This window comes from Ruminiclostridium cellobioparum DSM 1351 = ATCC 15832, assembly GCF_000621505.1.
Lineage (GTDB): Bacteria > Bacillota > Clostridia > Acetivibrionales > DSM-1351 > Ruminiclostridium > Ruminiclostridium cellobioparum.
This window is the reverse complement of sequence record NZ_KK211289.1, coordinates 225,827-239,495: the sequence shown is the minus strand read 5'-3', so window position 1 is coordinate 239,495 and position 13,669 is coordinate 225,827. Positions and strand designations below refer to the sequence as shown.

Sequence of the window (13,669 nt, the reverse complement as noted above, 5' to 3'; positions counted from 1 at the left end):
AGAAGAAATCGGAGAACTAAAATCCGATGTAACAATATTGAAAGCAAATGGTGTTGCAATAAGAGAAGAAATCGGGGAACTAAAATCCGATGTAACCACATTGAAAGCCGATGGTAATGCAATAAAAGTTGATATATCCAATCTGAACACTTCTGTTTCAAAGCTGGGCTTGAAACTTGAAAATCATATCAGCAAAAAAATTGATCTGCTTTTGGAGACACGGGGTGAAGTAAATCAGAGGCTCACTGTAATAGAGAACAAGGTTGATATTCTAACTACAAAGGTTGACAGACACGACATAGAAATAAAAGTCATAAAGGCTGCCAAATAAATTAAATAACATATCCCGATAAGGTTTTAACTTATCGGGATTAATAATATATTGCAATTTTATGATTCGATTTTTGAAAAATGTAAATTAATGATACAGACTACTGGAGAAGTTCTTAAAACAACATACGGAGTGAGCAATGAAAAAATATAAAAAGGTTTATATAGAAATAACCAATATCTGCAATCTGGAATGTTCTTTCTGCCCCGGTTCAAAAAGACAATCCAAATACATGTCAAAAGGAGAATTTCTGCATGTTATCAAAGAAATAAAATCCTACACGGATTATGTCTACTTTCACTTAATGGGAGAGCCACTGCTGAATCCGGGACTTGAAGGCTTTATTTCAATTTGTGCTGCTAATGATATCAAAGTAAATTTGACAACAAACGGAACTCTCTTAAAAAAGAATAGGTCAATCCTTCTGGATACTCCAGGTTTAAGAAAGGTCAGCATCTCCCTGCACAGTTTCGAGGCAAACCGTGAAAGGATTGCTTTAGAGGAATACCTTGGAGACGCTGTAAGTTTTGTAAAGGAAGCAAGTGCCCGGGGAATAATTTGTGAATTCCGGCTCTGGAATGCGGAAGGAGCAGGTACAACGGCTGAAAACAGCTTGAACGGAGACATATTAGAGGCATTGAACCTGGCTTTTACTTCCGGAGGGGTAAACTCTGAAACCGACCTGGAACCTGCCAGGTATAACGGGGCAGTGCTGCGCCAAAACACAAAACTGGCCGACAGGGTATTTTTGCATTTGGCGCAAAAGTTTGAGTGGCCTGATTTGGAACGTGCTGATCCAACTGAGGCTGTGTTTTGCTATGGCCTGAGGGACCAGTTCGGCATTCTGGCCGACGGTACTGTGGTTCCCTGCTGCCTGGACAGTGAGGGCAATATACCCTTAGGCAATATATTTGAGCAGCCTCTCAAGGATATACTTGCCTCCCCGAGGGCGTGCAGGATGTATGACGGTTTTACCGCCCGCACGGCGGTTGAAGATTTATGCAGGAGATGCGGATATGCGGAGCGTCATAAACGGTAAAACTGGACGTAGAAAATTTTCCTGCATAAATGGTATAATAATATTTTAGAAAATATTTCTTAAGGAATGAAGGAGATCTGTAATTGAACATTTTATCCGCAGAGGGCATATCCAAAAGCTACAGTGAAAAAATCCTTTTTAATGATATATGGTTGGGAATAGGAGAAGAAGACAAAATCGGTCTCATAGGCATAAACGGAACCGGTAAAAGTACGCTGCTGAAAGTGCTGGCCGGCCTGGAGCAGCCTGATACAGGCAGGGTAATCAAAGCAAACAATGTGCGGGTGGGTTATCTTGAGCAGACTCCAAACTTTGAGACAGGTACAACTGTCCTTCAACAGGTATTTACCGGACACTCTCCTGTAATGGAACTGCTGAGGGAATATGAGTATGTAATTAAGAGATGCCAGGCAGCTCCTGAGGATAAGCAGCTGGAAAAAAGGCTGCTGGAGCTGATGCAGAAAATGGATAACATGAGTGCCTGGACTATGGAAAGTGAGGCCAAAACAATTCTCACCAGGCTTGGTATAAGCAATTATGATACTGATGTGGCAGAGCTTTCGGGCGGACAGAGAAAACGTATTGCCATGGCGGGAGCCCTGATAAATCCAACGGAACTGCTGATAATGGACGAACCTACAAATCATATAGATAATGACTCCGTTGACTGGCTTGAAAAATATTTAAATACGAGAAAAGGCGCACTGTTGATGGTGACCCATGACAGATATTTTCTTGAAAGGGTGGCAAATAGAATTATAGAGCTTGATAATGGGAAACTCTATAGTTATCAGGCAAATTACAGCAAGTTTCTTGAAATGAAAGCCGAACGGGAGGAACTGGAACAGGCCTCGGAGAGGAAACGCCAGAGTCTGCTGCGGAGTGAGCTGGAATGGATCAGAAGAGGTGCGCAGGCCAGATCCACAAAGCAAAAAGCCAGAATAGAGAGATTTGAAAAGCTCCAGGAAACTGAGGCTCCAAAGCAGGAGGATAATGTTGAGATACAGGTTGGTTCCTCAAGGCTGGGAAGAAAAATAATTGAGCTGGAAAATATAGATAAATCATTTGGGGATAAAGTACTCATAAGGGATTTCAGCTATATCCTGCTCCGGGATGACAGGATAGGGATTGTAGGCCCCAATGGTATTGGAAAATCAACACTTCTCCGGATTATAACCGGGGAAATCAAGCCTGACAAAGGAAACGTGGAAATTGGTGAAACTGTTAAGATTGGCTTCTTTACACAGGAAAATACAGGTATGGATCAGAACCTGCGTGTTATAGAATATATCAGGCAGGTAGCAGAGCATATCGAAACTAAAAAAGGCAGCCTCAGTGCTTCACAGATGCTGGAACGCTTCCTGTTCCCGCCGGGTGTCCAGTGGACACCCATAGCAAAACTGTCGGGCGGAGAAAAGAGGAGGCTGTATCTGCTCAGCATTCTAATGAGTGCACCAAACATACTGTTATTGGACGAGCCTACAAATGATCTGGATATCCAGACTCTGACCATACTGGAAAGCTATCTGGACGAGTTCCCGGGGGCAGTGATTACCGTATCCCATGACAGATATTTTCTTGACCGGATTGCCGAGCGTATTTTTTCCTTTGAGGGAGATGGATTTATCAATAAATATGCAGGAAACTATACTGCCTACAGAGAAGCATATTACGAGGAAGCAGCACTTAAGGAACAGGCCGGTCGTAATTCGGGCAAGCCGGAAAATAAAAAAGCAAGCCAGTCCGGAGAAAAAAATAATCAGTCAAAGGAACGGCCTCTGAAATTTACCTTCAAGGAACAGAAGGAATTTGAGGAAATTGATAATAAAATAGCTGATAAGGAAAGTGAAATCGAGAAAAATAAAATTGAGATAGATCAGGCCTCAAGTGATTACACACTGCTCCAGGAACTTCTGGAAAAACAGCAGAGGCTGGAGGAGGAGCTTGAGTATCTCATGGAGCGCTGGACGTATTTATACGAGCTGGCCGAAAAGATTGAAAAGAGCAAAAATCAAAATAAAGATTAATTAATAAAATTTTTAATTAAATATATGAACTTTATAAAGGAGAACAAATGGAACAAACATTTGAAGGCATGCACCTGAACAGGTCACTTGTCGAGGCACTTAAACTGGTAGATATCACAGTGCCTACCGAAATACAGCAAAAGGTAATACCCGAGGCGCAGAAAAGCAATGACCTGATTTTTCAGTCTGAGACCGGAACAGGTAAAACTCTTGCTTATCTTCTGCCGCTTTTTGAAAAGATAGATACTGAAAAAAAGGAAATGCAGGCGCTCATTCTCGTACCGACTCACGAACTTGCCATACAGGTTATAAGGGTAATAGAAATGCTATCCCTTAATTCCGAGCTGAAGGTATCTTCAACGCCGGTAATCGGTGATGTAAATATAACAAGGCAGGTTGACAAGCTCAGAACCAAGCCGCATATTATTGTGGGTACTGCCGGAAGAATACTTGAACTGATTCAAAAAAAGAAGATTTCGGCGCATACAATAAAAACCATAATCATCGACGAGGCAGACCGGCTCCTGGATGACAGCAATATAGAGGGCATAAAGGCCGTTGTCAAGGCAACGCTTAAGGAAAGGCAGATTATGATGTGCTCTGCCTCCATGTCGGCGCGTACAATTGAAAGAGCAAAGCTGTTGATGAAGGACCCCAGGGTTATTAAGAGCAAAAATGTCATTGAAGTTCCGGACACTATTGACCATATATATTTTGTGGCAGAGCAGAGAGATAAAATCGAGGTGCTCCGCAAGCTGGTCAGAATAATCAATCCGCCAAAGGCTATTGCCTTCTTTGGCAATGCCGAAGACATAGCTGAGGCTGCTGAAAAGCTGAAATACCATAAATTACGGGCCGACGGCCTTCATGGTTCAAATGTAAAAAGCGACAGAAAAAAGACAATGGATGATTTCAAATCGGGCAGACTACAGTTGCTGATAGCTTCGGATATTGCTGCCAGGGGACTGGATATAGAAGGTGTTACACATATTTTTAATGTAAACATTCCCGAGAGATCCATGGAGTATTTGCACAGAGCGGGCAGAACAGGCAGGAACGGCAATGAAGGTGTGGCAATTTCCATTGTTACTGAAAAAGAGATACCCTTTATAAAGCAATATGAAAATGAATTGAGAATTTCCATAATTCCCAAATCAATGTACAACGGGGCAATAGTGGAATACAGGAAGGAAAGGAAGAAATTCGATACCACCAGTGAATATGGTCAGAGGTTAAGCAAGTATAACGGCAGCAAGAGTGAAACCGAGGTCGGTGACGCCGGTGAGAAAACTGCCTCCAGGCATGGACAGGGTGACAGGCCTGTAAAGAAATTTGATAAGGACCGGCCTGAAAGAAAGTACAGGCAACCTGGCAAGGACAAGGCCGGAGCTGATAATAAAAAGGGCGGCAGGGATGGAAGCCGGTCAGACAAAAGTGGTAAAAAGACACCTTTCGGGGGTACGAAGTTTAAGGTCGGTGGTAAGTCCGATAATAAATTTAACAGGGATGAGAGGCCGGGCACAGGATCCAGGCATGAAGGAGACAAGACGGGATCAAAGTTTAACCGCGATGAAAGGTCAACTGCCAGGTTCAAAAAAGACGGCAATAAACCGGCAGTCGGACACAGCCGCGATGACAGAGGGGCTTCAAGGTTCAAGAAAGACAGCAGTAAACCGGCATCTGGATATAGCCGCGATGACAGAGGGGAAAAAAGGTTCGGCAAGGACAGCAAGCCGGCTGACCATAAGAAATTTGGCAATGATAAGCCGGGCAAGAAATTCGGGCGGGACGACAAAAGGGGCGGCGGCCCGGGCAAAGATAGAAAGCAGGCCGGGATAAAGTTCGCAGGAAAGCCCCCCAAGAATCTCAAACCATGGGAGCGTAAGCCGCAGAAGGCTCAAGAGAGGGAAAAGAAGCAGTAAAGAGGCAGAAAAACAGTACAAAGTGAAAAACAGTACAAAGCGTAGTAAAAGCTCAAAGTGTAGTAAAAGTTTAAAGTGCAGCAAAAGTCCAAAGGGGGGCGGGGTAATATGCAATCTACGTCAATTCCAAAAGCATGGGAAGGTGTTCTGGGAGCGGCAAGTTTTATACCTGTAACCAGCATAAAGGCCATAGAGCGGTATCGGAATGCCGAATGGTCGAAAGGGCTTAGTATCCACGAAACCTTTGAAATGGTATACATTAAATCGGGTGGAGGTCTGTTTGAAATAGGAGACCAGGCGGTAACTGTAGGATCAAACGATATAGTTATCATAAAACCGCATCAGCACCACAAGCTGGAGGTTACCTCGGACGGAGGATGTGACTTCATAGTCCTGTATTTTAAGTTTATGAACCAGTCAAATCTGGCTATGTCGGAGGCTTCACTCGAAGACTTTATAAACTTTGTCAGCGGAAGGGAGTCCGGTGCTTTTATAAAACTTAAGGTGAGTCAGAAAAATGACATAATAATACTTCTGAACAGAATACTTAAGGAAAAAGCAAGTGACCAGCTGGGAAGTGAATTGCTGGACTATCTTATGCTGATGGAACTGTTTGTTCTCATATCCAGGGCGCTGAAGGCAGAATGGGAAAACAGCATAAAGAATAAGAGCCCGAAGATAAAGGAACTTATGCATTCGGCAATTCAGTTTGTACACAATAATTTTGAAAGAGAGATTTCAATAACCGATATAGCAAAATATGTATTCCTCAGCCCCAGCTATTTTACGAGGGCATTTAAGGAGGTTACCGGTTTGAGCCCCATGCAGTATCTTTTGAATATCAGAATAAAACGTGCCTGCGAGCTTTTGGAGGAGACCGATATGAAGGTCGGCGAAATTGCTCACAGCGTGGGCTTTTCCAACCAGCAGCGGTTTAATGACATGTTTAAAAAACAGATAAATATGACACCCATGCAGTACCGTAATTCGTCAAAAAACATTCATAATTAGTAAAGATAACGGTAAATATCATGAAGAACACTTTTTAGCCTTATTGTATAATGAATTTAAGCCAAGGTTAAAAAGTGTTCTTGTTTTTTAAGCCGTTTGTAATCATAGAAAGGTATCCGGTATAAAAATTAAGATTAATATAACTAATTAGTAATTACTAAATTTATATTTTACAAAGTCAATATAATTTACCAAAGTCAATTATGAATATGGGGAGGTTCGTTAATATGGGTATGACAATGACACAAAAAATCCTTGCAGCTCATGCCGGCTTGGATTCGGTAACGGCAGGACAGCTGATAAAGGCTAAACTGGATATGGTATTGGGAAATGATATAACATCACCTGTTGCTATAAAGGAATTTGAAAAGGTTGGTCTGGACAGGGTATTTGACGGGAATAAAATCGCTATAGTTCCTGATCACTTCACTCCTAACAAGGATATTAAATCAGCCGAGCAGGTTAAGGTTTGCAGAGAGTTTTCAAAAAAAATGGGCATAGTGAACTTCTTTGAAGTGGGCCAGATGGGAGTTGAACACGCACTCCTTCCCGAGAAGGGTCTGGTAGTTCCGGGTGACGTAGTGATAGGGGCCGATTCGCATACCTGTACCTACGGTGCACTGGGGGCCTTCTCCACAGGTATCGGAAGCACGGATATGGCAGCGGGTATGGCCACCGGTGAAGCCTGGTTCAAGGTGCCTGAAGCAATAAAATTTGTACTCAGTGGAAAACCTCAGAAGTGGGTTGGAGGCAAGGATGTAATTCTGCACATTATCGGCATGATTGGTGTGGACGGAGCACTCTACAAATCCATGGAATTTACAGGTGACGGAGTCAGTGCACTGTCCATGGACGACAGGTTTTCAATGGCAAACATGGCTATAGAAGCCGGCGGTAAGAATGGTATATTCGAAGTGGATGAAAAGACTGTGGAATATGTAAGGGAACATTCCTTGAGATCATATGAAGTATTTAAAGCAGATGAGGATGCAGTTTATTCAGAGGTATACGAAATTGACCTGGCATCGATCAAACCCACTGTTGCCTTCCCGCATCTGCCTGAAAATGCACGTACCATCGATAATGTAGGTGAGGTCAGGATAGACCAGGTTGTGATCGGTTCCTGCACAAACGGCCGTATAGAGGATATGAGGGCTGCAGCTGCAGTCTTAAAGGGCAGGAAAGTACATGAGGATGTGCGCTGTATTATTATTCCTGCAACTCAGAAGATTTGGAAACAGGCCATGAATGAAGGCTTGTTCGACATATTTATCGAAGCCGGAGCAGCAGTGAGCACACCTACCTGCGGACCTTGCCTGGGAGGACATATGGGAATCCTTGCAAAGGGTGAAAGAGCAGTAGCCACTACAAACAGAAACTTTGTGGGCCGTATGGGCCACCCGGAAAGCGAAGTATATCTTGCCGGACCGGCAATTGCAGCGGCATCGGCGGTAGCGGGCAAAATTGCCGGTCCCGATGAGATTTAACGGAAATTTAAAATATTACGACAAATTCTATTGAGAATTATTATATGCTGCGGGCGGTACGCCGGAAATGGAGTGAAATTATGAACGCTAAAGGTAAAGTCATCAAATATGGAAACAATGTTGATACTGATGTAATCATACCTGCAAGGTATTTGAATACAACAGATCCTGCCGAACTTGCAAGCCACTGCATGGAGGATCTTGATGAAAAATTCACCGCAAGAGTGCAAAAGGGAGATGTAATGGTTGCCGGCAAAAATTTCGGCTGCGGTTCTTCAAGGGAACATGCTCCCATTGCCATCAAGGCATCGGGAATATCCTGTGTCATAGCCGAAACCTTCGCCAGAATATTTTACAGAAACGCCATAAATATCGGGCTTCCTATCCTGGAGTGCCCTGAGGCGGCCCAGGACATCAAAGACGGGGATGAAGCAGAGATAGATTTTGATAAAGGTGTAATCAAAAATCTTACAACAGGGAAGACCTATCAGGGACAGCCTTTCCCTGAGTTCATGCAGGAATTGATTGCTGCAAACGGCCTGGTTGAATATATTAAGAAGTCATTGGCGAAATAGTTTCGGCAGCAGCTTAAGTAAAGAGGAGATGAGATCATGAATTTTAAAATTACTGTGCTTCCGGGAGACGGAATAGGTCCTGATATTATAAGGGAGGCTTTGGAAGTACTTAAGCTGATAGGCGGCAAATTTGGACACAGCTTTCAGCTGACTGAAGCTGATATGGGCGGAGTTGCAATAGATAGGCATGGAGTACCGCTGCCACAGTCCACAATAGACGCCTGCAGAGGCAGTGATGCAGTTTTGCTGGGTGCGGTAGGCGGTCCCAGGTGGGACACGCTTCCGGGGCATTTGAGGCCTGAAGCAGGGCTTCTGGGAATCAGGGCAGCACTGGGACTTTATGCAAATCTCAGACCAGCAATTATATACGGTGCTCTTAAAGAGGCATCCCCGCTCAAGTCGGAAATAATAAGCAACGGCGTTGATATAATGGTTATACGGGAACTCACGGGCGGAATCTACTTCGGTAAGAGAGGCAGACTTGATACTGAAGGCGGAGAGGCCGCTTATGACACCGAAATGTATAGCAGGGCTGAAATAGTGAGGATTGCAAAAGTGGGTTTTGAAACAGCTATGAAGCGGGGCAGGAAGCTCATGTCTGTGGACAAGGCCAATGTGCTTGAAAGCTCAAGACTGTGGAGGCAGGTGGTGGAAGAAGTTGCAAAGGACTATCCGGAAGTGGCCTTAAGCCATATGTATGTTGACAATGCTGCAATGCAGCTGGTGAGAAATCCCGCACAGTTTGATGTGATACTCACCAGTAATATATTCGGTGATATTTTATCGGATGAAGCCTCAATGATTACAGGGTCGATAGGCATGCTGCCTTCGGCAAGTCTGGGTGCCACCAGGCTTGGCCTATATGAACCGATACACGGTTCTGCACCCGACATTGCGGGACAGGATAAGGCAAATCCTATTGCTACCATACTTTCACTGGCTATGATGTTCAGATATTCCCTGGACCTGCCTGCTGAAGCCGACGCTATTGAAAGTGCGGTTGTGCGGGTGCTGGATAAAGGCTTTAGAACGGGGGATATTGCCTCAGCCGGAACTACTGTGGTGGGAACCGGGGAAATGGGCAGAATCATCAGGGCCGAGCTTCAATAATGGTACCATAATAAAATACCATTATGCTATATTTATAGCTAATTAGAGCACAATTAAAGTGTGCTGGAATTCAAAAAACGCAGCTATGCACTGGGAGACCGATCTGTCCCGGTGCACAGCTGTGTTTTTGTTTTAGAGTATAGGAGTTTATTGGAACAGCCTGATACTAAAATGATATAATAAACTTAACCTGACGGTACTACTTGGAAATTTAAGGAGAATTATGTCGCAAATAACAAAAAAGGCTCTGGCAGCCTCTTTAAAAAAACTTCTTTCACAGAAGCCGCTTGACAAGATCACAGTAATTGATATTGTAGAGGACTGTGGAGTAAACAGGCAGACTTTTTATTATCATTTTCAGGATATTTATGACCTGGTGGAGTGGATGTTCCTGACGGGGGCTGCTGCTGCCCTGAACGGGAAAAAGACCTATGATACCTGGCAGCAGGGTTTTTTGCAGGTGTTTGAATATGCACTTGAAAATAAAAATTTAGTTATAAACACATATCATTCCATAAGCCGTGATCAATTGGAGCGTTATCTTTATGATGTCACGTACAATCTGCTCATAGGAGTTGTTGAGGAGCAGGCGGCGGGAATGGCTGTAAGAGATAACGATAAAAAATTCATTGCCGATTTTTACAAATTTGCCTTTGTGGGCTTGATGCTTGACTGGATCAGAAGAGGTATGAAGGACGACCCTGAAAAGATAGTAGAGCATATAAGCACACTCATCCAGGGAGACATAAAGCGGGCACTGGAGAAATACAGAACCTGACAAATATGCCCTTATGTATAAATTTTAAACAATATCACCGCTGTGTCAAAGTTTTAGGCACGGCGGCTTTTTTGTCTATTCATTTTATTGCAGGCAATAATTATAGTATAAGTATGATTTCAATTGATTATGGGAGGTCGGTAATTATGTATTATTCAAACGGTAACTATGAAGCCTTTGCACGTCCTGAAAAACCGAAGGACGTTGATAAAAAATCTGCTTATCTTGTAGGAAGCGGTCTGGCTGCTTTGTCAGCGGCATGTTTCCTGGTCCGGGACGGACAAATGAAAGGCGAACATATTCATATCTTTGAGGAAATGAAGCTCCCAGGCGGCGCCTGTGACGGTATAAGGGATGACCAAAAGGGTTTTATAATCCGGGGTGGGAGGGAGATGGAAAACCATTTCGAATGCCTCTGGGATCTGTTCCGGTCCATTCCATCCATGGAGACCGAAGGGATATCGGTCCTTGACGAATTTTACAGGCTCAATAAGCATGACCCGAACTATTCACTCATGCGCGCATCGGTAAACCGCGGGCAGGATGCACACACCGACGGAAAATTTACGCTGTCGGAAAAGGCTTCAATGCAGATAATAAAGTTGTTTATGACAAAGGATGAGGATTTGTACGATAAAACAATTAATGATGTTTTTGACAATGAATTTTATTCCTCAAACTTCTGGCTTTACTGGCAAACAATGTTTGCTTTTGAGAAATGGCACAGTGCCCTTGAAATGAAATTGTATTTGCAGCGCTTCATACATCATATCGGAGGACTGCCGGATTTCTCAGCACTGAAATTTACAAAATACAACCAGTACGAATCACTTATCCTGCCTATGATAAAATATTTGGAAGCACATGGAGTACACTTCCAGTATGACACGCAGGTTACCAATGTCATCTTTGACATCAGGGGAAATAAAAAGGTTGCAAAGCAGCTTGTCCTTGTACACGAAGGCAGAAAAGAAACAATTGATCTTGTAGAGGACGATTTGGTATTTGTAACCAATGGGAGCTGTACTGAAAATTCCACTTTGGGGGATGATGACCATGCACCCGAAATGAATACCAATCCGGGTGAAGGGGGCTGCTGGCAGCTGTGGAAGAATATCGCGGCGCAGGACCCGGCTTTCGGGCGGCCGGGAAAATTCTGTTCGGACATCGGTGCTACCAACTGGGAATCTGCAACGGTAACAACACTTGATGACAGAATTCCCAAATACATTGAGAAAATGTGCAAACGGGATCCGTTTTCGGGGAAAGTTGTCACCGGAGGTATTATTACCGTAAAAGATTCCAGCTGGCTTATGAGCTATACTCTTAACCGCCAGCCGCACTTCAGGGAGCAGCCCAAGGGTCAGCTGGTGGTATGGGTTTACGGACTGTATACCGATGTTCCGGGGGACTTTATAAAGAAGCCCATGAGGGAGTGTACCGGAAATGAGATCGTGCAGGAATGGCTCTACCATATGGGTGTGCCAGAACATGAAATCCCTGAAATGGCCAGGACGGGGGCACACTGTATTCCATGCATGATGCCGTATATAACTGCATTCTTTATGCCAAGGACAAAAGGGGACAGGCCAAAGGTAGTTCCTGAGGGCAGCGTAAATTTTGCGTTTATTGGACAGTTTGCAGATACGGTACGTGATACGGTATTTACAACAGAATATTCTGTCAGAACTGCAATGGAAGCAGTGTACACGCTTCTGGACGTGGACCGGGGGGTTCCGGAGGTTTTCAATTCCTGCTATGACGTGAGAGTGCTCCTGGACTCAACCTCCAAAATGATGGATGGTAAGAAGCTCACCGATATAAAGCTTCCATTCATTGCCAACCTTGTGGAGAAGAGGGTACTCAAGAAGGTAGCGGGAACAATTATAGAAGAATTGCTTCAAAGGTATAAATTAATTTAACCTGCAGTGCCAGTTAATTTAATTTATACTTTACTAAGGTAATATTTTTATATCAACTGGGAACTCCCGTACTAACTTCATAAGATAAGGACGCACCCAAAACAATTGCGAAAATTGTATCGCCTCATTTAAAGCGGTTTTACCGTCGCTCAAACTCGACCTCCTGTCTCGATTTGAAGCTCAAAGCAACGTCCTGTTGCTTTGCCGGCAAAACCACTTTACCTTCGTCGACAATTTACCGCAATTGTTTTTGACCGTGCATCTTATTTCATGAAGTTGTACTCGCGTACCAGTTGATACTGATTTAAATCTATCCGTAAAGCAAAAACAAAATTTCAATTACTACAATTTCAAGCTACGGAAAGCACCTGCTACCCCAGCTGTAAAGTCAGCAGTGCATTATCCTCATTGATTCTCTCCAGGGAAACTTTAGACGTAAGTTCTTCATCGGTAAATACCTGCTGTGTTTTCTTAATTCCCATAAATGCACTTTCATTGTCTCCCAAGACCTCACCTGAAAATATCTTACTGTAAAATTCTTCGAGACAGAGGTTTCTTTCTTTCATATATATACTTAAGGGAATACCAACATACCTTATATGCCAGGGTTCATAGACAGCATTGGTCTCCTTTGTCTTGTCCTGGGGATACCTGATTATAAAGCCGTATTTCTGGAGATTGGTATTGAGCCAGACTTGTTCCTTTGTGCCATTAAAATCGTTCCTATGGCGTCCGCTCACACTGAAGATATCGGCGGCCAGTCCGGTGTGGTGTTCGGAATTACCCGGGAGTGCCACCAGCTGTCTTGTTTTTGCGTAGGCTTCCTCATAAGTTTTGGAGCTTTTCTTAAACCCGCTCAGGTTGGCGTCAAATATTTGCTGCTGAGTTGTGAGGCTCCTGTAGGCACTGTTTATTATAAAGCCTTTTACACCATCCTCTTTTGCGGCTTCTACCATGGAATACAGGGCTTTGAGAGTAACTGGCAGCAGTTTGAGTTCCTGGTACTCCAGCTTTACCTTGCCGGAGTCGATATTGACCAGATTTTGAGGTATAAAATTTTCAGGAAGGGGATTGTCCTTATTGACCAGAAGTTTGCTGCCGGCGGTATTATCTGTTTCTATTTGTTTTAAAGCTTTCAGGTTTATTTCATTAAGCTCATGAGATGTGATATATATATTATTATTTCGGCCATATATGTTAACAGGCTCCTGGCTGACTGTGATTTTATAAAGCGGATTGAAGCTTTCAGAGCGCGGTTTTTCAATAACTTCAAACATGTCGGGAGCCTTCGCTGCCCCGGAATTTTTGGCATCGGATACATTGTGTGTCCCGGTGTTATCGGCAGTATTTTCGGGCAAAGCCATCAGTTCTGTTTTGTCACCTATGACATTTGGTTGGGAGAGGTTTGTGCAGCCGACAAAGAATATACTGAGAACAACTATGCAAGCGGCTTTTTTCAATTTCAGT

General features: G+C 43.6%; 10 protein-coding genes and 1 pseudogene. 10 read left to right on the top strand and 1 reads right to left on the bottom strand.

Features of this window, described 5'->3' with window-relative positions:
- From T344_RS0120420 to T344_RS0120375, 10 genes and pseudogenes are all read left to right on the top strand, one after another.
- On the top strand, positions 1–331 hold a 331-nt coding region (locus T344_RS0120420; RefSeq protein ID WP_422784867.1), incomplete at its 5' end, for a hypothetical protein.
- A 139-nt stretch (positions 332–470) separates the two neighbouring features.
- Positions 471–1,370 (top strand): radical SAM/SPASM domain-containing protein, encoded by a 900-nt coding sequence (locus T344_RS0120415; RefSeq protein ID WP_027630227.1) that lies wholly within the window; start codon positions 471–473, stop codon positions 1,368–1,370.
- Between the two features lie 83 nt (positions 1,371–1,453).
- Entirely contained in the window at positions 1,454–3,397 is a 1,944-nt protein-coding gene (locus T344_RS0120410; protein WP_027630226.1) for an ABC-F family ATP-binding cassette domain-containing protein, read from the top strand.
- Between the two features lie 47 nt (positions 3,398–3,444).
- Positions 3,445–4,662, top strand: a pseudogene (locus tag T344_RS31965) (DEAD/DEAH box helicase); the annotation flags it as partial.
- A gap of 765 nt (positions 4,663–5,427) precedes the next feature.
- Positions 5,428–6,330, top strand: a complete 903-nt coding sequence (locus T344_RS0120400) for an AraC family transcriptional regulator (protein WP_027630225.1) — start codon at positions 5,428–5,430, stop codon at positions 6,328–6,330.
- Between the two features lie 227 nt (positions 6,331–6,557).
- A complete protein-coding gene (gene leuC, locus T344_RS0120395) occupies positions 6,558–7,817 on the top strand; it encodes a 3-isopropylmalate dehydratase large subunit (protein WP_027630224.1) in 1,260 nt (419 codons plus the stop codon).
- Between the two features lie 80 nt (positions 7,818–7,897).
- Positions 7,898–8,392, top strand: a complete 495-nt coding sequence (leuD, locus tag T344_RS0120390; RefSeq protein ID WP_027630223.1) for a 3-isopropylmalate dehydratase small subunit — start codon at positions 7,898–7,900, stop codon at positions 8,390–8,392.
- A 36-nt stretch (positions 8,393–8,428) separates the two neighbouring features.
- Entirely contained in the window at positions 8,429–9,502 is a 1,074-nt protein-coding gene (gene leuB / locus T344_RS0120385) for a 3-isopropylmalate dehydrogenase (protein WP_027630222.1), read from the top strand.
- Positions 9,503–9,725: 223 nt separating this feature from the next.
- Entirely contained in the window at positions 9,726–10,280 is a 555-nt protein-coding gene (locus T344_RS0120380; RefSeq protein ID WP_027630221.1) for a TetR/AcrR family transcriptional regulator, read from the top strand.
- Between the two features lie 146 nt (positions 10,281–10,426).
- Entirely contained in the window at positions 10,427–12,202 is a 1,776-nt protein-coding gene (locus T344_RS0120375) for an oleate hydratase (RefSeq protein ID WP_027630220.1), read from the top strand.
- Positions 12,203–12,573: 371 nt separating this feature from the next.
- Here T344_RS0120375 and T344_RS0120365 read toward each other — a convergent pair whose 3' ends face one another.
- Positions 12,574–13,662 carry a M15 family metallopeptidase gene (locus T344_RS0120365; RefSeq protein ID WP_027630219.1) on the bottom strand — a complete coding sequence of 363 codons (1,089 nt, stop codon included), beginning with the start codon at positions 13,660–13,662 and terminating at the stop codon, positions 12,574–12,576.
- Between the last annotated feature and the right edge of the window lie 7 nt (positions 13,663–13,669).

Bases quoted from the DNA above. Each gene is read 5' to 3' on its own strand.
- T344_RS0120415 (WP_027630227.1), top strand. From the start codon at position 471: ATGAAAAAATATAAAAAGGTTTATATAGAAATAACCAATATCTGCAAT.
- leuB (WP_027630222.1), top strand. From the start codon at position 8,429: ATGAATTTTAAAATTACTGTGCTTCCGGGAGACGGAATAGGTCCTGAT.
- leuC (WP_027630224.1), top strand. From the start codon at position 6,558: ATGGGTATGACAATGACACAAAAAATCCTTGCAGCTCATGCCGGCTTG.
- leuD (WP_027630223.1), top strand. From the start codon at position 7,898: ATGAACGCTAAAGGTAAAGTCATCAAATATGGAAACAATGTTGATACT.
- T344_RS0120400 (WP_027630225.1), top strand. From the start codon at position 5,428: ATGCAATCTACGTCAATTCCAAAAGCATGGGAAGGTGTTCTGGGAGCG.
- T344_RS0120380 (WP_027630221.1), top strand. From the start codon at position 9,726: ATGTCGCAAATAACAAAAAAGGCTCTGGCAGCCTCTTTAAAAAAACTT.
- T344_RS0120375 (WP_027630220.1), top strand. From the start codon at position 10,427: ATGTATTATTCAAACGGTAACTATGAAGCCTTTGCACGTCCTGAAAAA.